At 33.2% G+C, this 20379-nt stretch carries 18 protein-coding genes; 2 read left to right on the forward strand and 16 right to left on the reverse strand.

Going from position 1 to position 20379, the window contains the following annotated elements; translation table 11 throughout:
• Positions 1–80: 80 nt before the first annotated feature.
• Together QZU75_RS05175 and QZU75_RS05180 are read right to left on the reverse strand one after the other, a co-directional pair.
• Positions 81–506 carry a universal stress protein gene (locus QZU75_RS05175; protein ID WP_296882033.1) on the reverse strand — a complete coding sequence of 142 codons (426 nt, stop codon included), beginning with the start codon at positions 504–506 and terminating at the stop codon, positions 81–83.
• Positions 507–2213: an ATP-binding cassette domain-containing protein gene (locus tag QZU75_RS05180; RefSeq protein ID WP_296882035.1), complete on the reverse strand. Its 1707-nt coding sequence runs from the start codon at positions 2211–2213 to the stop codon at positions 507–509.
• A gap of 82 nt (positions 2214–2295) precedes the next feature.
• Between QZU75_RS05180 and QZU75_RS05185 the strand changes: the two genes are divergently transcribed.
• Positions 2296–2589, forward strand: coding sequence for a hypothetical protein (locus tag QZU75_RS05185; RefSeq protein ID WP_296882037.1), 294 nt, complete (start codon positions 2296–2298; stop codon positions 2587–2589).
• Here QZU75_RS05185 and QZU75_RS05190 read toward each other — a convergent pair.
• The 5 genes from QZU75_RS05190 to QZU75_RS05210 form a co-directional block, all read right to left on the reverse strand.
• On the reverse strand, positions 2586–3119 hold the full coding sequence (locus tag QZU75_RS05190; protein WP_296882039.1) for a zinc ribbon domain-containing protein: 534 nt from the start codon (positions 3117–3119) through the stop codon (positions 2586–2588). The two genes, QZU75_RS05185 and QZU75_RS05190, sit on opposite strands and share 4 nt — an antisense overlap.
• Before the next feature lie 99 nt (positions 3120–3218).
• Positions 3219–4970 (reverse strand): excinuclease ABC subunit UvrC, encoded by a 1752-nt coding sequence (uvrC, locus tag QZU75_RS05195; RefSeq protein ID WP_296882041.1) that lies wholly within the window; start codon positions 4968–4970, stop codon positions 3219–3221.
• A gap of 9 nt (positions 4971–4979) precedes the next feature.
• Entirely contained in the window at positions 4980–12359 is a 7380-nt protein-coding gene (locus QZU75_RS05200) for a DUF3320 domain-containing protein (RefSeq protein WP_296882043.1), read from the reverse strand.
• A 157-nt stretch (positions 12360–12516) separates the two neighbouring features.
• Positions 12517–13341, reverse strand: a complete 825-nt coding sequence (locus QZU75_RS05205; protein ID WP_296882045.1) for a PfkB family carbohydrate kinase — start codon at positions 13339–13341, stop codon at positions 12517–12519.
• Between the two features lie 21 nt (positions 13342–13362).
• Positions 13363–14211 carry a cation diffusion facilitator family transporter gene (locus QZU75_RS05210; protein ID WP_296882046.1) on the reverse strand — a complete coding sequence of 283 codons (849 nt, stop codon included), beginning with the start codon at positions 14209–14211 and terminating at the stop codon, positions 13363–13365.
• Between the two features lie 124 nt (positions 14212–14335).
• Here QZU75_RS05210 and QZU75_RS05215 point away from each other — a divergent pair, with 124 nt between their 5' ends.
• Positions 14336–14515: a hypothetical protein gene (locus QZU75_RS05215; protein WP_296882048.1), complete on the forward strand. Its 180-nt coding sequence runs from the start codon at positions 14336–14338 to the stop codon at positions 14513–14515.
• A 137-nt stretch (positions 14516–14652) separates the two neighbouring features.
• Here QZU75_RS05215 and QZU75_RS05220 read toward each other — a convergent pair whose 3' ends face one another.
• The 9 genes from QZU75_RS05220 to guaB form a co-directional block, all read right to left on the reverse strand.
• Entirely contained in the window at positions 14653–15087 is a 435-nt protein-coding gene (locus QZU75_RS05220; protein WP_296882049.1) for a hypothetical protein, read from the reverse strand.
• 361 nt (positions 15088–15448) lie between these two features.
• On the reverse strand, positions 15449–16138 hold the full coding sequence (locus tag QZU75_RS05225; protein ID WP_296882051.1) for a HisA/HisF family protein: 690 nt from the start codon (positions 16136–16138) through the stop codon (positions 15449–15451).
• 620 nt (positions 16139–16758) lie between these two features.
• Positions 16759–17043: a DUF3194 domain-containing protein gene (locus tag QZU75_RS05230; protein ID WP_296882052.1), complete on the reverse strand. Its 285-nt coding sequence runs from the start codon at positions 17041–17043 to the stop codon at positions 16759–16761.
• Positions 17044–17076: 33 nt separating this feature from the next.
• Complete coding sequence (locus tag QZU75_RS05235; protein ID WP_296882054.1) at positions 17077–17424, reverse strand: prefoldin subunit beta; 348 nt, start codon at positions 17422–17424, stop codon at positions 17077–17079.
• Between the two features lie 20 nt (positions 17425–17444).
• The gene (locus tag QZU75_RS05240) at positions 17445–17714 is read right to left on the reverse strand and encodes a KEOPS complex subunit Pcc1 (RefSeq protein WP_394350233.1); all 270 of its coding nucleotides are present in this window, start codon (positions 17712–17714) and stop codon (positions 17445–17447) included.
• A complete protein-coding gene (locus tag QZU75_RS05245) occupies positions 17707–18192 on the reverse strand; it encodes a Brix domain-containing protein (RefSeq protein WP_296882057.1) in 486 nt (161 codons plus the stop codon). Before QZU75_RS05245 ends, QZU75_RS05240 begins: the two co-directional genes overlap by 8 nt.
• 40 nt (positions 18193–18232) lie before the next feature.
• Positions 18233–18364: a DNA-directed RNA polymerase subunit P gene (locus QZU75_RS05250; RefSeq protein WP_082706360.1), complete on the reverse strand. Its 132-nt coding sequence runs from the start codon at positions 18362–18364 to the stop codon at positions 18233–18235.
• Between the two features lie 3 nt (positions 18365–18367).
• Entirely contained in the window at positions 18368–18637 is a 270-nt protein-coding gene (gene rpl37A, locus QZU75_RS05255) for a 50S ribosomal protein L37Ae (RefSeq protein ID WP_292743952.1), read from the reverse strand.
• A gap of 252 nt (positions 18638–18889) precedes the next feature.
• A complete protein-coding gene (gene guaB, locus QZU75_RS05260; protein ID WP_296882059.1) occupies positions 18890–20377 on the reverse strand; it encodes an IMP dehydrogenase in 1488 nt (495 codons plus the stop codon).
• Positions 20378–20379: the final 2 nt, after the last annotated feature.

Below are 20379 nucleotides of genomic sequence, written 5' to 3' on the forward strand. Positions count from 1 at the left end.
AGTTTTTTATTATATTTAAAAGTTTAGTAAAAAATAGCTTTTAAAAGCAATAATTAAAGAAAAAAATAAGTTTTAAAGTATTATTTTACCAATAATACTGGAACATCAGATGTTCTTAAAAGTCTTTCTGAAACAGAACCAATTTGAGTGTCAGAAACATTATTTTCATCAAAAGATACGAACCGGTTATTATTTGCACCATGGGCTGATATAACAACCAAATCCGCACGGGTCTGCTTGACAATAAAACTCATGTCCCTTAAAGGATCTGCAGTAAGCAGGTGCTCTGTAACTTCAACACCCACAGCAGATGCCTTTTTGGTAATTTTTGCAAGAATTGCATCTCCGGAATCTTCTTCAGAATCATAGCTGTTTAATGAAAATTCCTCAAGAACATGAACTGCAGCTATTTTGGATGAAAATTTCTCTGCAATTTCAATGGCAATATCTGCGGCCTTGTCTCCGTATTCAGACCCATCAACGGGAAGCATAATTACATCAAACATTCAACAATCTCCTTTCAGGTAATCTGCATGGCAGAAATCAATGAAGTTATCCACGATTTCATCAATATCTTCACTGTCATCGATGATTTTTCCATCGTCCATGAATAGAGCCCTGTTGGACAGTTCCTTGATAAAGTCAGTGTTGTGTGAAATCATTACAATGGTAATTCCATAATCCTTGGAAATTCTTTTAAGTGAATTTGTTACATCCCTTAAAGTTACAGGGTCCAAATCACCGAACGGTTCATCTAAAAGTAAAAATTTAGGTCTTGAAACTAAAATCAATGCAAGCATTACACGTACTTTCTGACCACCTGACAATTCATAAGATCTTCTATTGAGGATATCCAAATCCAAATCAAGACTTTCAAATATGTCTGCCACTGCCTCTCTTGTAGCAGTTTCAGGAAATCTTGGGAAAAGGTCATTTAAAATTTCTGCATCCAAACCAATCTGTTCCAATCTGTGTTTTGCTTCAGTTTCAGGCAAATCAGTCAGCAGATAAAATGAATCCAAAAGGTCTTCACCAATACCTATTCTTCTTGCCCTTTCCTGTGCCTCTTTAACAATATTTTCATTTTTGTATCCCAATCTTGCCGCAAGCTGGTTTAGAACTGTAGCGTAATGGCTCAATGCGAATTCCTGATGCATGAAACCTAATTTTGATCTGATTTTCATACGGCTCAATCCTGGAATTTCAATATCTCTCCATTCACCTTCTGTATAATAAAGGATATCTCCTTCATCAGGATTGTCCAGACCACCCAGCATTCTTAAAAGAACAGTTTTTCCAGCTCCGCTCGGACCGATAATGCTCAATATATTTTCGCTTTGAACTTTAAAGTTGATGTCCTCCATCTGGAGAACTTCACCTCCAGTCAATAAATAGAACCTTTTATAAACATCTTTTACATCAATAACATCCTCATCAGTAGAGATGTTTTCAATGTCAACGATAGGCTGCATATCTGCCATGAATTTGTCACAGATTTCATCAGCTGTTCCTTCGTCGGCAATTTCACCGTCTTCAAGTAAAATTACCCTGTCAGCAAGATATTTCTGAACATCAGGCAGGTGAGAAACGATAATAACAGTAATGTTTAATTCTTCATTGATTTTTTTAACTGCATCCAATATTTCTTGTTTAGTTTTAGGGCATGCCATAGTAGCAGGTTCATCAAGAAGTAAAGCTTTAGGTTGTTTTGCAAGCTGACGAGCCATGATAAGTCTTTGCTTTTCACCGCCGCTTAAAACAGAAGCGTAATGACCTGCTTTATGAGTAAGTGAAACCAGTTCCAGAAGTTCATCTGCCTCTTCGCCGAATTCACTTTCAGCGACTTCAAAATTAGTGTCACCCTCATCAAAGTATCTTCTTGCATATAACTTTCTTAAGACATTTTCACGCACAGTATCCGGCCATAGACCGAAAGACCTTTGAAGATGTATTGCAGTCTCTTTTTTGAGGTTATTGTAATAAAATTGGGAAGCACCTGCCTCTACAGTAACATCACCAACAGTAATACTTCCTTCATCAATATGTTCAACTCCTCTCAAGGCTCTTAAAAGTGTAGTTTTACCAGAACCACTTTTTCCCATGATTCCTAGAATTTCACCTTCCTTAACTTCAAAACTGACATCTTTAAGTGCCGGGATTTTAGTTCCATCATCTAATTCATAATCTTTACTTACGTTTTCTACTTTTATCATTATGTATGCCCCTTTATAATAATACAATATTATTCATGAAACTATTTATATTTTTTAGAATAATATTTAAATAGTGATAAAAATGGCTAACGAGAATAAAATTCAAGAATATAAAAATGCCTTAGAACAAGAAAAATTAATGATTGAAACCCATTTTGCAAACATGGAACGCATTTTAGCTGACCAACCTAAATTAGATCAGCAAAAAGCATTTGGACTACTGTCTAACTATAACACTTTAAGTATTCAATACGACCAATTGTGCAATGATTTAATTACATTTTTAAAGATATTTAAAGAAGATGAAAAGGAAATAAGACTTTATAAAACCGACGAGTTATTAGAGTTACTCGAAGAGAAAGTCAATCAATTTTAAGTACTTTTATACTTTATTGAAACACCAGAACCGCCTGTAGTTGAATTTTCAGCTACAACCTTACCATTTCTTAAAAGTTGAATGGTAAGATTTTCTCCACTATACTTTTCAGCAGTTATCTCAACATCATCCCATGAAGCACAATCCAGCAAAAAGGTATTATCTCCAGAACCGGTTTTTTCTACAAGATAATTTGGATCACCCATTTTAGCAAACCAGTTTCCATCAGATTTGATTACCGCTTTGAATGGATAAGTAGAAGAAGGATGGTGAGATCCATCATCATAAATAACATTTAATGAATCATTATTTGAAGGTTGAGAATTATTAAAAGCAAATGAAAACAATAAAAAAGCAATAATAATTATTCCCAAAACAATTACAATTTTTTTAGCTATGCCCACAGACCATGGCCTCTGTTTTTTTGTATTACCTGTCCGATAATCCTTTCGAGCCAAGAGGTAAGCACAATTATCACAATATACAGATGAGGTTGCATTTTCATAACCGCATCTTGGACATTTTACCATAAATTTTAATTCCTTTATTTTCTATGTAAATGCTTTTAAAAATACTTATATTTAAACTTAATGGAAAATTATTTGTTCATTCTATAAATTGATAAGGAATTAGTGATAATAATTATAGACATTTTCAGCCGTTTTTAGATTCATACCCTCTGTTTTTGCTAATTCTTCAATTGATGCCTTCTTAATGTTATCAATTGTTCCAAATTCTTTTAAAAGATTCATCTTTCTTTTTTTTCCAATTCCAGCGATATCATCAAGTGAAGAGGCTGATATATTCTTACTACGGAGTTTTCTGTGATAGGTAATTGCAAAGCGATGTGATTCATCCCTTACCTGCTGAAGCAAATGCAATGCCTGATTGTTTTTAGGAATAATAATTGGACGACTGGAGTTTGGAATAAATATCTCTTCAAATTCCTTTGCAAGCCCAATAATTGGAATATGAGTGAGATTTAATTTTTCTAAAACGCCACAAGCCATACCAAGCTGTCCTTTACCCCCATCAATCACAATTAAGTCAGGTTCAGGGTCTCTGTCTACCATTTTTAATCTTCTAGTCAGCAATTCCTCCATCATTGCAAAATCGTTTGGTCCGGGCGTTTCCATTTTGAAATGTTTATACATCTTTTTGTTGGGTTTTCCATCCTTGAATGAGACCTTGGAACCTACAGCAAATTTACCTGAAATGTTACTGATATCATAACCTTCAATAATTCTGGGCATTTTTTCAAGTTTCAGGTATTTTTTGAGTTCTATCAATGCAGATTCCATCTTTTTCTTTTGATGCTTGATGATTTCAGCATTTTTTCTAGCCATTTTAACAAGACGTAATTTAACACCCTTTTGAGGAACTTTAATGTGAACCTTATTTCCTCTCATATCACTTAACCATTCTTCAAGCAGTTCCTTTTCGTCAATATCCTCATCCAAAAGAATCTGCTTTGGAACATGCCTGTTATATCCATAATACTGCTGAATAAAGGCAAACATGATTTCAGAAGATGAATCATACTGGGATGCACTCATCAAAAAGTCATCCCTACCTACAATCTTACCGTTTCGGATAGGCATTATGATTACTATAACCTCATTTTCACCAGGGGCAATAGCTATTACGTCCTGATCCAGGTCATCATCGACCAAATCAACAAACTGTTTTTCCATAATCTCTTCAATGGAGTTAATCTGATCTCTTAAAACAGCTGCCTTTTCATACTCTTCATTTTCAGCAGCTTCAATCATTTCCCTTTTGAGATTTTTGACAATGGTTGAATATTTACCCTGGAAAAACAGATCAATTTTACTGATAATTTCCGAATATTCCTTTTCTGAAATTTTATCGTCACAAGGTGCATAACATAAGTCAATTTGTGAGTTTAAACATGGCCCGTTCATATTTCTGCAGGTTCTTATCTTGAATAGTGATTTTAAGAATTTTACAGTCTGCTTTACAGAACTCACATCAGTAAAAGGACCAAAATAAACACCACTTTTTGTTACATTTCTTGTTATCAGCAAACGTGGAAACTTCTCATCTGTGATTTTAACGTAAGGATATCTCTTGTCATCTTTTAGCTGAACATTATATCTGGGACGATGCTTTTTAATTAAAGTCGCTTCTAAAATCAAAGCTTCCTTTTCAGAATTAGTTATAATATACTCCAGACTATCAAAATGACTCATCAGGATTTGAGTTTTGGGTCTGTCAAGCTTTTCTCTAAAATAAGACTGAACTCTGTTTTTAAGGTTTTTTGCCTTGCCTATGTAAATGATGGTGTCAGTTTCATCACGCATTATATAGACACCAGGCTTGTTTGGCAAATTATCAGGAGATTTAACTTTAGTAGACATAAATCTCACCTAATTAAGTTCAACATAATCATTGACTATTTTAACACGATTGTTGGCAATCATCAAATCTAAAACACTATTGATTCTGGCTGATGTCTTTTTAGAAGTGGATTTGAAACCGAAATTACGTGAAGTTTCTTTTGCAATCTGTTTGGTTGAAACATTATCCTTATGCAGCAAAACCATTTCAATGCTTTTTGCTATTTCTTCATCGGAAATCAATTCTATATTAGGTTTTTGCCTTCTTCTAATTACCACATTATTATTTGATGCATCATATAGGAAATCACCTATTTTAATTATATCTCCTGAATTTTCAGCTTCACTGATTGCAGATTGTACTGTTTTTTTCAGATTGGAGCCTGCTCTTTTAATATGGCAGCTGTCTTTGACTCTTTTGGTAACTTCCTTTACATGAATAGGGCCTTCAATGTCCACGATTGTGACAATTGATTTGGAAATAGTGGAAATCGGCTGTGAATATAACTCATTTTGTGATGTCAAACCAATATCTGTGGCTTCGACATAATCAATGATTTCATCTTCAAGTTTTTTCTTGCCAGGAAGTTTTTTATCATCAAATGCCTTAAGCTTGTTGTTATTCTGGAATCTTTCCTTTTCAATTTCCTTATAATCCTCATCGGCTGACTGGATAATATTTTCCAATGCCTGATCTTTATATTCATCTGAAAACTCATCTTGAGTTTCAGTTACAATAACATCATCTTCAACGAAGTTATTATCAAAATCATTGCCGGTGAATTCTTTTTTAAGAGATTCCTCTTCCATTTGAATAATCTTGTCTGAATCATCATCACTTGGTCTTGACAGATAGTCTCTCGGATCATATTCTTCAGTCCTGTCAACAACTGAAACATAATCAATTTCTGTCGGATTTTCAATTTCGTTAAGTGATTTGTTAATGTAAGCCATGTCCTTTTTTATTCCCCGAATAGAATCTTTCAAAGAACGTTTATTCTCATTTTTATAGTAAACATTATTTTTTCTTAAAGGATTGGTAACATCAGTGGCACCTTTAAAGTATACTACTTCATCAGGTAATGTATTCTCTTCAACGGATTCATTTTCAACATCATTTTTGACATCTTCAATATCTGAAGTGACCTCAGAGGTTATTTCTTCATCAACAAACATATCTTCAATGTTTGATTCAAGCTCATCACCTGCATCATCTTCATATTTAGGCTCAAAATTAATATCATTTTTAGGCTCTTGAATAATCTCAGAAGGTTTTTCATCTTCCTTGTCAAATACGTCACTCATGAACTGGTCCATAGCCTTGTCAATGACCCTAGTCGCTTCATCATGAATTTCATCCTGTTCATCATGACTCAAATCAGGCAATTCATCTGTAAAGATGTTGAGTTCTTCATCCTCTTCAAAGTAGTCATCATCATAGGATGTTTCAACTGATGGAATATATTGCGGATTAGCATCACCACCATTTACAATTTCAGCTTCAACAACCATATCATCTTTAGGAGCAGGTTTATGCAATGGAGCATCCTCATCAATTACTTCACCGCGTACTGTTTCAATTTCCTCAACTTCCAGCTGAGATTCACCGGAAACCATCTCCGAAATTACAGATTTGACATAACTGGCCCGTTTATGTTTATTTTTAACTTTAAATTCTTGAGGAGCTTCATCCACCTCGTGGGTAGTATCTTCACTATCTTCTTCAGCTACCTCATCGTTACTGTGGTCAACATAAATATAATCATCATCAGAACCCAAGTCAACCTTGTCATCTTCAACATTAACATCATCAGAACCTAAATCAACATCAACACCATCATGACTCAAATCCCTTCTATTATCAACATTAACATCATCAGAACCTAAATCAACAGAACCTAAATCAACATCAACACCATCATGACTCAAATCCCTTCTATTATCAACATTAACATCATCAGAACCTAAATCAACATCAACATCTTTAGCATTAACCTCATCATTATCAAAATGAACTTCTTTTTCAACATCTACTTCGTCAATGTCATTATTAGAAGATTTTTTAGGTTCAATATTGACTTTTTCTGAAAATATTGGCTTTTTAATATTTTTATCTTGAACTTCATCAAAGCTTGAATCCTCTTCAAACTCTTTTTCATCATAGACAGGTTCATCATCAACTTCAGAGGCATAATCGTGAATATCAAAGTCATCTTCGATATATGATTCATCATTTATCTCATCGTTACTATGGTCAACATAAATATAATCATCATCAGAACCTAAATCAACTTTTTCCTCAGCTGGTTCTTTTTCATTTTTAGAATCCTCAGTGAATTTAATATCTTCATCGATTTCATCTTCCAAATCTGAATTTTTACCTAAACCTTTATGGAATTTAAGTCCTGAGAAAAATGAAGTTTTATTTGATTCATCCTCATCAGGTTCTTCGTGAGTAATAAAATCCCTAACCTTTTGCTTAAAAGATCTTAGTTTAGATTCTTCTTCATCTGCATAATCAGCATCATCTTCCCAAACTTCCGCATTGTCTTCTGGGGAAACATCTTCATCATCTTCCCAAACTTCTGCATCATCATTTTTATCTTGAGATTCATCTTGAGATTCCCAAACTTCTTTATCATCCTGTGAATCTTCAACAACATCATTAACAGGTTGAGAATCATCATCCACTTCACCTATAGAACCATCATCACCAACAGGCTCAGAAACATCATCCACTTCACCTATAGAACCATCATCACCAACAGGCTCAGAAACATCATCAACACTTACATCCACATCATCAGAATCAGAAACAACACCAATATCATCAACACTTACATCAGGTTCAGAGACATCGACTTCTGGATTATGGTCATCAGCATCATCCTTTTCAATGTCTGATGTTTTAGCCGTATTGTCATTTTCCAAAATGCTGATTTCTTCATCAATTGAATCATCTTCTATGAACTCAGACGGATTAGGTTTAAATCCTTCTTCATCTGATTCTTCAACAGTAACAAATTCTGAAGGAGACTCAACTTGAGTTTTTTCTTCATTTATTGGATTGGAATTACCTGAATCAACATTTATATCATCATCTTCAAAGAATTCTGAAGGGTCAATTGCGCTTACATCAATAGGCTTTTCAAAAACATCACCATCATCAACTTTTTCAACCTCCACAAAATCTGCAGGACCAATATCTTCAGGATTTATTTCAGATTCTTCTGCCTCTTTTTCAGCCTTTTCTTTTTCTTCTCTTTCACGGGCCAAACGCAATTCTTCAGCTTTTTTCTCAGCTTCCAATCTTCTTTTTTCAGCTAATTTCTTCTCTTCTTCAGACCTGCGCCTCTCTTCTTCACGAGTTTGGCGAATTGATTTTTCAACGAATTCCAACAGTTTTTTACGTCCCAAATCTCTGTTTCTATACCAGTCAGTTGACCATAAATGATATAATTTCCATCCGAGACCAGTTAAAACTTGTTCACGAAGCCTGTCCCTATCACGAGCTACCTTACTTGAGGAATACATTTTTCCGTCAGTTGTAATTCCCAATATATATTTTCCAGGGTTTTCATCATCCACAATAGCCAGATCTACCCTAAATCCGGCACAACCTATTTGTCTGTCTACAGTATAACCATTTTCCTGCAGGAAACTAGCTATTGCATCTTCAAACGGTTCTACAGTGTATTCATCATTACCCTGTGTACCTAAAGTCAAATTTTCAGCATATTCTAAAAATTCCTTAAGGGATTTGACACCATAAGGAGGGTTAGCTGTTAAATTCATATCATAAGCTTTGAAGTTTGAAAATACTACACATTTTTCTCTTGCACGTGTAATCAATACATTTAAACGTCTTTCTCCTCCGTCCTGATTTAAAGGACCGAAATTAAGGGACATTTTTCCATCCTGGTCGTAACCATAACCCACACTGATTAGAATAACATCACGTTCATCTCCCTGTATTGTTTCAAGGTTTTTAACAAAGAAACGTTCTTCCTTATTGTCTGAGAATAACGGTTCATATTCAGGATGCTCCTTACGTTTTACTTCCAGAGCTTCCAATATTGCATTTTTCTGAGCAACGGAAAATGTTCCAACACCTAAACTTTTTGTATCACCATATTTTTCAAAGTGATTAAATATCTCTTCTACAACATCCTGTGCTTCAAGAGGATTAGCAGAAGATTTACCTCTCAAATATTGAGTATTTGGATTATAATGGAATTTCAAACCAAGTTCCGGATCAGAATGTGAAGGTGACGGATAAACCAAAAGGTCATTGTCATAAAATTCCCTATTTGAAACTGTAATCAATGATTCATGGCGGGATCTGTAGTGCCATTTAAGCATTTTAACAGGGAAGGATAATTTACAAAGATGCAAGATACTTTCCATATCCAGTGATGTAGCTTCCTCTTCATCGCTGTCTGCATCGGACATTTGGTCGAAAAATGAAGTTGGAGGCAATTGCTGAGTGTCTCCCATAACCACAGCAGTTTTACCCCTCATAAATGCACCTAATGCATCTTCAGGTTTTACCTGACTTGCTTCGTCAAAAATAACAACATCAAACTGCAATTCTTCATTTGTAGGGTCAAGGTACTGTGCAATAGATAATGGAGACATCATAAAACAAGGTTTAATCTGTTTTATCATTCCCCCTGCCCTTTCCAAAAGTTTTCTGACAGGCATGTGTCCGCTTTTTCTTGTAAATTCTCCGGCCAATATTTTTGCCTGTGGATTTTCAGTTCCTCCAAAGATTTTTGGAATATTACTGTTCAGTCTTTGGAATATCCTTTTACGGTTAAGGGTGAGAATCTTTTTGTCTAAATCCTTAAATTCCCTTATTCTGTTTTCATGAAGTTCGCCAACAAATGTTGCCAGTTCATGATTTTCAACAAATAATATGTTTAAAAGTGAATCTGCAAAGTTTCCTTCAACCAATGCTTCAATATCTTCTTTTTTAATGTTTCTTTTCTCAATGGAATCTACAAACATTCTTGCATTGGAAGTTTTCAGTGCATTTTTAGTATTCAAGTATTGTGACCATAAATGAAGACTTGATAGTTGTCCTCTCCAGGTATACAACTGTTCCTGCCATGCTTCAAATGGAACATCACCTGTTTCTCTTTTAAAGATTAATTTACTTCTAGGGTTTAATTTTTCCCTAAGTCTGGACAGTTCCCTTACAAATTCTTCTCCAGAGTCTATGTAATCTGCAAGGTCTCTTTCAGGGTTAAAGTCAAATAAGTCTTTACTCATCAAATCAATGGTGTTTTCTGAAAAGGTTCCTTCACGAACAAGGGCGGTAAATTCATTCATCCAGCGGGCAATAGTTTTTAAGTCTTCAGGATTTGCATTTAAATGCCAATATCCTCCATAATATTTTTTGCCCAAAGTTTCATTAGCTTCCAGATTTCTTCTCATTTTAATAACTGCTTTTGCTTCTTGCAGTTCTCTTATGATGTCATCAGCACTGCCTGTTACCGGACGGGCATAATATCTTTCTACAATTTCATGATGCTGATTGGAACTAAAGAAACGGAAACGTTTGTTGGAAAGCTGCTGCAGCTCATAGATTAAACGGTCAATATCCACCTGGAAAATGTTTTGGTTGAATTTATTTAAAATTCCGGCATATTTCTGATATCTTTGAAGTTCCTGAATTAATCTGAATGCATCATCATTGTTACTGTTCCATGCACCTGATTTTATGATACTTGCATCTATCAGTTCTGCATTCTGGGATTTGATGACTTCAAAAGCGGAAAGTGAATTTTTAAACTCATTTAGAGTATCCGGTTTTTTTATTCCATAAATATCATAAACCCTTCCGCGCTCCACAAGGAAGTTATCCAAACTATGGAGAGTATCATTAATGAGCATTTCGATTTCTCTTAAATCTGCAGGAAGCAGACTTTTAGGAGAGCATTTGCTCCATGGATTCTCTTTGGAAATGGTCTGATATAACTCGGCAAGATTTTCAAGAGCAATTTTCATATCATCCAAATCTTTTAAGGTTACACTTTCAGGACTTTCAAATCTAACCAGAGGCATCAGTGTATCTTTTCTTGCAAAATGATCATCTGCTGATTCTTTCATACCATATAATTGAAATGCGGATAAATTTACGGCAAATACAGGTTTATGAATAATTTGAGAATAATCATCCAATTGATGACGCAAGGTTTCAAGTTTTCGAATAGTCTGATCAATATTCAATGGTTCCTGATGACGTACGTTGGTTGCCTTCTGCAAATCCTTAAGGAATTTTTTTCTCCTGGTTTTATGGGAATGCAATTCCAAAACAAATTTGCCCAAACCTACAGCAGTCAATCTGTCTTTTACAACATCCAATGCTGCCATTTTTTCAGATACAAATAAAACTGATTTACCTTCTGCAAGTAACTCGGCAATTAAATTTACAATTGTCTGTGATTTACCGGTTCCTGGCGGTCCTTCCACAACAAGATTCCTACCGGCCTTAACGTCCTGAATAGCTGCAATCTGGGATGAATCAGCATCCAAAACCTGATACATATTCTGATATTCAAGCCTTAAGTCAATATCCTCTTCTCTAAACGCTTCCTGATCGTTTTTGGCTGGATTGAAAATAGCCTGTATCAATTCATTTTTGGTTAAATCTACATTTTCAGCCCATGCTTCAGGATTTAAATCATTATACATTACAAATTTAGTAAAACTAAAGAAACCTAAAGCCACATCATTGTTGACTTCCCATCCATCCATACGAGATACTGCAAGACGGACTTTTGCAATATAATGGTCAATGACTTCACCATATCTTTTGAATTCGAAATCAGGAAGTTCAATACCTGCTTCCAACAATTTGGCTTTAAGTGAAATGTTGGTTTGAATATCCTCTCCAGTCCATTCAAGATTGAATGATTCTCCAACCTTTTTCCTTTCCATTGCAACAGGAATCAAAACCAGCGGAGCCTTATTTTTCTGTCTTGGCTTGGATTTGTCTTTCCATTCCAAAAATCCAATTGCCAGATACAGAATATTATAACCTTGCTCCTGAAGCATTGTTTTAGCTTGGTTGTTAATGTAATATAATCTTTTTTGAAGTTCTTTTGGGGTCAAATCGGTAGCCAGCTTCCTGTCTCCTTCTGTAAACTTTGAAAAATCAAATGGAATGTGATCCCAAACTGAAGACTTGTCTTCCTTTTTGTCCTTTTTGTTTGCAACAAAATACATCTTGCTGTCTTGGAGAACAAGAGTTTGGAAAAGATTTAAAGGAGATTGATTTACTATAGTAATGGTTTTTGCTCTTGATTTAAAGTTAAGAAGCTGATTTCTTAAAGTTAAATCCAATAGCTCCCTACGTAAATTCTTAAATTCCTTTTCGATTATATTAGTTGATTTGTTTAACATGATGACCCTTTAAAAGTGTAAAAAAAAATTCGAAATTCATATATTATTTTAATCCTATTATAATATAAAGTTTTCTAAATAATGTAATGTTAGTTAAAAAGTATTAAAAATAGAAAACAACATCAACAAAAAAGTGTTTACATGAATTTTAAATATTTCAGAATTTGTTTGATTTATAAGGTCCAAAATTTCTTATTTTTTCACTGGCAATTTGTGAAGCGAAGTTTCCAGCTTTTTCAGGTGATTTAAACAATAATTTTTGTGTCACATAAGCTGCCATATACGTATCACCACAACCCGTAGTATCCACAACTTTATCACAAGGGACGGGACTGATTTTTATTTCATCACCGCAAACTATTCTGGAACCCTTACTTCCGTTAGTTATGACCATCTCATCTACATCATAGTCAAGTCCAATTATGCTTTCTTCACCAGTATCTAAAAAAATAACATTAACGCCTGATAAAATTGATGTTAACTCATCAAAGTTATCTAATTTTAATGTGTAATTGTCATTTACTTTATCGCCTTTGACTCTGAGAAACCCCTGTACCGACATAAAGATAGGAACATCAAAACCCTTCAGATATTCAATGGTTTCGGCGGGAAAATCAAATCTGTTTAAAGGATTTAAAACAAATCCGTCAATTTCATTAGGCAGGATGTTTTCAAAATCCCCCGGATAAATTGGTATATCTGCAAAATTGCTTAACTGCTGGCGAAAATCACGGTTATCTCTATCAGGATAGTTATTAATAAAAAAATGAGTATCATCTTTTTCAATTACCTTAACTTTATCCAAATCGGGAAAATCATTAACAAGATTCTTATCACTGCAGTTGACAAGAGCAACATAGTCACTGTAAAACTCTTCAAATACAAAACTTTGAAAATAGGTTGCTCCACCTGTCTTTTGAGATTTTTCATCACCTATGACAATCAAATCCTTTGTTACCGGCCCAATTACTACAAGAGTCATATAAAAGAAAGTCCCCCTAATCTATTCAAATTCAATAGTGATATCTACAACATGATATTTATTTGAAATAGAATAAATCTGTTTTTTAATTTCACCAACATCATAACCAAAATCAACATCAACCTTTAATGTCATGACAGAATCAATGCCGTCAAGTGACCATATGTGAAAATCATCAATTGCATTAACCCCATCGATTTCCATAATGGAATTTTTAAACTCAGCCACATCAAAATAATCAGGTGTTTTTTGGAGTAGAACTTCAAGTGATTTATATAAATTCCTTCCAAGGTTGAATATCAACCATAATGCTATTCCTATTGAAACAAACGGATCCAAATATGGGGCGCCCTCCCAAAACATTAAAACAACACCCAATATTAAAATAGTAAGCCATTCAAATATATCTCCTAATTGATGCAGAAAAATAGCCTTTTCATTGAAAGTTTCTCCTTTGTGAAGACGATGAACAGAAACAAATTTGAAAACCACACCTATTACCGCTATAATAAGCATTCCTCCGGCATCAACCTCTTCAGGCGAGAATAATCTTGGAATAGCCTCCTGAAGAATAACGAATGCCATTATAATTACAAAAACGGAAATGATTACTGCACCTAAAATTGAAAATCTCTGATATCCATAGGAATAATTTTCCGATGAATCCTTTTGAGAAACCTTTTCCAATGCCCATGCAAGAGCAATTGAAATGGTGTCTGCCAAATCATGAATACAATCTGCAAGAATTGCCATACTGTTAGTAGCCAGACCTCCAATAATAACAATTATATTAAATGTAAGATTCATGAAAAATACAAATGCTAAATTTTCACCGGCTTTTTTGTGATGACTATGTTTATCTATCCTCATTACTCATATTTTTGAAAAAAATCATATAAAAAATTTATTTAATTTCCGAATTAGAAAATTTAAAGAAAAATTTAAAAGTTAATTTTATTAACTAAAAGATTAAAAATTATTATAGTGATTTAAAATGGCAGCAGTAGGAACAACAATTTTTTCACATATCCTTCCAGTTATATTCGGATTTTTTGGAATACTACTTATCATATCCGGAGCACTAGATGAAGACAAGGTTAAATTAGGATTAGGAGTTGCATTATTCATTTGTGCATGCATATTCCCATATATAATTTTAAGTTCTTTAATCTAAATTCTTTAACTTTTTTTCAAAACATTTTTAAAAAAGCCTTTCAAAAAAAATAAAAGTTTTGTTATCCCTGCACCATCAATGCAGTCAATAACAATACAAGTAACAAAAAAATCAACGTTACCTTTAAAATGATTTAATTATACTAATTTAATAGAATGTGCCATTTCTTTTAAGGTATTCATATCCAACTTGTCACTTGACAATATAACCAATTCACCATTTTTTTGGTAAAGTATTTCACTCATGTTACCAACACTAGCATACTTAATATCACCATCAGTGGTAAAATTAACACCTAGTTTTGATAACTGGCTCATTGCATTTTTAACTGTATCGTTTACATCTTGTAAAGTATATGTTACGTTAAGATTATCACCAGCATCATAATATGCCACAGTACTTTCTAAAAAACCAGATGAATCCACTTTTTTAAATGTTGCATTTTTAGGAACGTTCATATCAAAATTTCCATCAAAATCGTGAGATACCATTTCTATGCTTGATGCAGCAACAGAACCTATAAGCAGTCCAAAAACTGCTGCGAATACTAAAATTGACAATATTTTTTTCATAAATATCCTCCAAGTTAACTAAATTGTTTTATGCAATAATCGCAGAAATAATTATTGCAGCATTAATACACTACTATCCCAAATCTTCACTTTTTAAAACAAACAAGATATAAATGCATTAACAATTTAATCTATGTTTGAAAGTAATATATAATTATCTATTTTTATTGAACAGAGCTGCAAAATATTGAAAACCCTGCACTATTTTTAGAATAGTGAAAAACATCTAGTTAGAACTTTAATTTCAGTTTAATTGTTTAATTAAAAATAATAATTAAAAAAATAGTAAATGAAGGTTAAACACACCTTCTAAAGGCCTGCAAGAAAAATGTTAATGAAAATTTCTGCATATTAATAATGTTCAATCAAGAAGTTTTACTTCCCCGGAGTGAAGACTTGTACCCATCAATACTTTTTTTATCCCAATAGACTCCAGTTCATTTAATGAATTTTTATTTAAACCTCCTGCTATAATCAGCTTGTCTTTTAAATCAGAAAATTCATTTAAGAGTTTTTCATTATATCCTTTTTCAGTACCTACACCTGTAATGTCCAAAAGGATTATTTCATTGGGATCAAGCTCCTTTAAGATTTCCTTAAGCTCTGATAAATTTAAATCAAGGTTTTTAGAAAGCAACTCATTATCTTTTACATCAACACTTACTACAATCCTTTCTTTTGGAAATTTTTCAAATATCCTTTTCATCTCATCTATACTTTCAAGAGTTTCACTAGGAACAATGACCTTGTAGGCATAGTCCAGGAAAAATTCAAAGGCTTCACAGTTTTTTACGCCACCGTCAAAAATAACCGGTAAAATTGTGTTGACCATTTTTATATCATTAATGTTATGACCATGAGCTTCGATTAAATCCAAATCTGCAATATACATCTCATCAGCACCATTCAACTTTAATCCCTGTGCAATATCAACAGGATTGGATGATGGAGCAAAAACAGTTCTTAATGGTGTGTATGTATCCCTCATTCCGGATTTGCCGCTTACAGCCTGGCCTTGCATTAAATCTATTACTGGAATTTTTTTAATCATATTAAATAATTGGACAAAAGAAGTATTAAAAACTTAAGGAGGTGAGAAGAGCTGATGTGTTTGTCAGCTCTCTCGAGAAATACGAAAAATAATGATCAATTTAAGATTTATAACAGACAGTTATGAACCTCTACTAATTAGTTTTAATTACATAGTATATAAATGTTACTCTATTTTAGAAAAATTAAAGTATACTTGAATATATAATTTTTAAAAATAATTATTAAAATATATATAATTATTAAATTATATATTAAAAAATAAACATTTATTCATGAAAAATGAAAAATTATAAAACGCCGAATTTTTAAGGCTTAAAAATTAATAAATTTTAATAAAATTAGATTGATAAAGTTAAATTGAAAAAAATAAGTTTGAAGTAACTAGAAGAGGGAAATTGAAAGATAGTATTACGTGTTACATTTATATTGCTAAGCTATTGACATTACTTCAAACTCATTTCAATTTTGATGCAAAAAAATATGATAATATATCTTCACTCATCCTTGCACAATATAACTATTGAAATTAATAGTATAAATACTTTTTTATAAAAAAGTAATACTTATTTTAATAAAAATATTTAAATAAGTAATACTGAAAAATTTAAAAAAAAATAATTATTCCCTGAAATTCTCATCAATGTAGGAATCAAACTTCAAATAAGCTTCATCAATAGCTTTCATGATTTGGTCTTGGTTTATTTCAGAAAGCTCATCAAAAAGAATGCCAACATCAACATCAACGTCTAACTGATCATTTTCATAATTGAGGGTAATATCCAAATCCAAGTCTTCAACTTCTTTGGTGGAAATATTTTTAGAAACCTCTTTTTCCAATATTTCGCCAAAATCATCAGAAATAGTTGATAAATCTTCTGGAGATAGTTTTTTGAGTTTAGACATGTAAATCTATAAAAAAAGAAAAAAGTATTAAGCCTATTGGCCCATACCTTGCATTGCATTTTGGATAGTTGCTTGCATTTCTTCAAGTTTTTTCATGACTCTTTCTTCTTGACGGGTCATGGTTTGTTTTCTTAATTGAAGAGTTTCTAATTTATCTTCCATTTCTGCTAATGTATCTGCGTATTCAACTTTAATAAGTAAAGTTCCAGCTTGTTTGAATACTTCAGTATTTTCATCAGTTTTTTTAAGTTCTTCTAAAGCTTTTTCAGTTTCTTGAATTTGAATTTCAACATTTTGAACCTGCATGGTTACTGCTTGAGCTTGTTGTTGTAATTGTTGAAACTGATTTAATTGATTTTGAATGTTTTCAGGAATCTCCATAATATCACCTAATTATTATTTTATAAGTTTGTTAAATTATTTATTTCTGATGCTAATTTTATCCATTTTATAGCGGAATTGACAGAAGCTCTAAAGGATGTTGAGTCTTCAGCATCTATTTTGATAATAATTTTAGATTCATCCTGAACAATCGTCATTGATGATCTAAAATCCGGCGCAGTATCAAACTCCAAAAGGATTGAATTATAAACAATTTCAGCCTGATGACTGCTATCAAATTCTATGGATATAATGCTGTTAAGCGATTCGAGAGGAGTTTCATCAATCATGTACATCCTCTAAAATCTTTTTAACATTGATTTGAAAATGGAGTTTATCTCCAAATTTATTGATAAAATTAATCTTAGCCATAAATTTTTCATCTTGAGAAATAAGGATATAATTATCCTCAGCCTTGTCCACTAAATCCAAACCTAAAATATCACTTAAAACATTAAGCTTATCAAATTGTGAAACTATTTTCAATCTTGAAGGTGCAATGTTAAGCTTTTCCGAATCCTGTGTAACACTGATAAGCATTACAAGCAAAACCTCACCCTTATTTGAATAAAAGGTTACTTTACTTGGATTTCCTTTGATTTCATTAACGACTGCCAAGTTAATTTCATCCAATTCAAGAGCCTTTAGCAGCAATTCGCGCATATTCATTTTTCCCCTATTAACAGAGGTTGAATCGGTAGAACGTGCTAAATTCTTACAGAACTTTCTAGTTTTTTGAGAAGGTTTTCTAGAAGTAGAAATTAACATTTAAATCAAAAATAGTGAAAATATGGATAAAAGCAAAGAATTATCTTGCTTTTATAATTCTGGTTGTTTCTGGAACATTTTTGAATAAAATCCTATATCTGCATTTAGGACATTTATTTTCCATGTAGCTTTTATGGTCTACTTCTGCTCCACAACGTGGACATCTATACAAAGCTTATTCCTCCACTCTAATATCTCTGATACTACGTGCTGCAGATTTTGCCATAGGGGTTTGAGGAACGTAAGCTCCACCAGTGAATACTGCACCACATTTTCTGCATTTCCAGATTCCAGCAGCTTGTCTTTTTACATATGGTCTATCACATTTAGGACAAACATGATTTTTTTTCATGTTTTCTTCAATGATTTTAACAGATCTTTTTGCTTTTCTTCCGTATCTTGCACCGAACCTTCCTGTGATACCTACTTTTTTAGTTCTTGCCATTTATATTCTCTCCGTAAATAATAAAATTTAATTAAATGTAAATAAACATGATTATCTGAAAATAATCATAAAATTATCTAATATGATAATATAGTAGTTACTAATATTTAAAGGTTTGCTAAAATTAAGCATTTTAAAGAAAAAACACTTAACATTAAATAAAAAAAATATTGTTTAGATGAGAAATAAATTTCCTATAAATCCTTGCGCCATATTCTCAATCTCATCTAAAAATATGAAAAAATCATCCAACTATTCAAGAGTTGGATAATTAGGACTTTCATTAGTAATTAACAAGTCGTGAGGGTGGGATTCTTTTATACCACTACTTGTAATTCTAACGAATCTGGCTTTTTCTTTCATTGCAGCAATATCTTTTGCACCACAATAACCCATGGATGATTTTAAACCACCAACTAACTGGAATAAGATTTCTGCAATAGTTCCTCTGTATGGTACAGCACCTTCAATACCTTCAGGAACGTATTTGGTATGGTTCATTTTACTTTTTTGACCTTGGAAGTATCTGTCTGCTCCACCATCATACTCGCTGGTCATTGCACCCATAGATCCCATTCCACGATATTTTTTGTATTGTTTACCGTTCATTACAACAATATCTCCAGGAGCTTCTAAGGAAGCTGCAAGTAAATTACCTAGCATTACTGCATCTGCACCGGCACCAATAGCTTTTGCAACATCACCGGAGTATCTGATACCTCCGTCAGCAATAACAGGAACACCGGAATCGCGAGCAGCATCAGCAACATCTGAAATAGCTGTAAGTTGAGGTACACCAACACCAGCTACAATACGAGTGGTACACATTGAACCAGGACCAATACCAACTTTAAGTGCATCTACACCCATGGATATTAAGTCTTCAGCAGCTTCAGCAGTTGCAATGTTACCTACACATAATTCAGCGTCAATATTATCTTTAATAGTTTCAGTAAATTTAACCACATTCATATTGTGTGCATGAGCGCAGTCAATGGAAATAATATCTGCCCCTGCCTGATCAAGTGCCATCGCCCTGTCCAAATCGAATGGACCGCATGCTGCAGCGACCAAAAAGTTTCCATTTTTATCACGTGCTGCATTAGGATATTGTGATCTGTTTAAAATATCTTTAATAGTGATTATTCCTACCAGTTTGCCATCACGAACAACAGGAAGTCTTTCAACCTTGTTTTCATAAGCAACATTCAATGCTTCTTCAGCAGATACTCCTTCTTCAACAGTAACGACATCTGAAGTCATTATGTCTTTGATATGAGTTGAAGGTTCGGATTTTAAAACCGGCCTAATATCTCTTTTTGATATAATGCCCAATACATCAGCATCATCATCAACAACAGGCAATCCGCTGATAAGTTCATCACGCATTATTTCTTCAGCCTGAATTACAGTGGAATCCGGAGAAATAGTTATAACATCACGAATAGTTAAATCTTCAGCATTTTTAACTTTTCTAACTTCTTCAACCTGTCTTTCTAAAGATAGATTTCTGTGAAGTACTCCAATACCACCTTGCTGTGCCATAGCAATTGCAAGGTCTGCTTCAGTAACGGTATCCATAGCCGCACTTAAAACAGGAATGTTCAATTTAATTCCTTTACCTAATTCAATATTTGTACAAATATCTTTTGGTTCTACATAACTTGCGTTTGGAGTTAAGAGAAAATCATCAAAAGTATAAGACATTCTTGCTTCCTGGACTTTTTTTGAATATGACATAA

The organism is uncultured Methanobrevibacter sp. (genome assembly GCF_902764455.1).
Lineage (GTDB): Archaea > Methanobacteriota > Methanobacteria > Methanobacteriales > Methanobacteriaceae > Methanocatella.

Excerpts from the sequence above, each read along its gene's own strand:
- QZU75_RS05175 (WP_296882033.1), bottom strand. The coding sequence starts at position 506 with ATGTTTGATGTAATTATGCTTCCCGTTGATGGGTCTGAATACGGAGAC.
- QZU75_RS05180 (WP_296882035.1), bottom strand. The coding sequence starts at position 2,213 with ATGATAAAAGTAGAAAACGTAAGTAAAGATTATGAATTAGATGATGGA.
- QZU75_RS05185 (WP_296882037.1), top strand. The coding sequence starts at position 2,296 with ATGGCTAACGAGAATAAAATTCAAGAATATAAAAATGCCTTAGAACAA.
- QZU75_RS05190 (WP_296882039.1), bottom strand. The coding sequence starts at position 3,119 with ATGGTAAAATGTCCAAGATGCGGTTATGAAAATGCAACCTCATCTGTA.
- uvrC (WP_296882041.1), bottom strand. The coding sequence starts at position 4,970 with ATGTCTACTAAAGTTAAATCTCCTGATAATTTGCCAAACAAGCCTGGT.
- QZU75_RS05200 (WP_296882043.1), bottom strand. The coding sequence starts at position 12,359 with ATGTTAAACAAATCAACTAATATAATCGAAAAGGAATTTAAGAATTTA.
- QZU75_RS05205 (WP_296882045.1), bottom strand. The coding sequence starts at position 13,341 with ATGACTCTTGTAGTAATTGGGCCGGTAACAAAGGATTTGATTGTCATA.
- QZU75_RS05210 (WP_296882046.1), bottom strand. The coding sequence starts at position 14,211 with ATGAGGATAGATAAACATAGTCATCACAAAAAAGCCGGTGAAAATTTA.
- QZU75_RS05215 (WP_296882048.1), top strand. The coding sequence starts at position 14,336 with ATGGCAGCAGTAGGAACAACAATTTTTTCACATATCCTTCCAGTTATA.
- QZU75_RS05220 (WP_296882049.1), bottom strand. The coding sequence starts at position 15,087 with ATGAAAAAAATATTGTCAATTTTAGTATTCGCAGCAGTTTTTGGACTG.
- QZU75_RS05225 (WP_296882051.1), bottom strand. The coding sequence starts at position 16,138 with ATGATTAAAAAAATTCCAGTAATAGATTTAATGCAAGGCCAGGCTGTA.
- QZU75_RS05230 (WP_296882052.1), bottom strand. The coding sequence starts at position 17,043 with ATGTCTAAACTCAAAAAACTATCTCCAGAAGATTTATCAACTATTTCT.
- QZU75_RS05235 (WP_296882054.1), bottom strand. The coding sequence starts at position 17,424 with ATGGAGATTCCTGAAAACATTCAAAATCAATTAAATCAGTTTCAACAA.
- QZU75_RS05240 (WP_394350233.1), bottom strand. The coding sequence starts at position 17,714 with ATGATTGATGAAACTCCTCTCGAATCGCTTAACAGCATTATATCCATA.
- QZU75_RS05245 (WP_296882057.1), bottom strand. The coding sequence starts at position 18,192 with ATGTTAATTTCTACTTCTAGAAAACCTTCTCAAAAAACTAGAAAGTTC.
- rpl37A (WP_292743952.1), bottom strand. The coding sequence starts at position 18,637 with ATGGCAAGAACTAAAAAAGTAGGTATCACAGGAAGGTTCGGTGCAAGA.
- guaB (WP_296882059.1), bottom strand. The coding sequence starts at position 20,377 with ATGTCATATTCAAAAAAAGTCCAGGAAGCAAGAATGTCTTATACTTTT.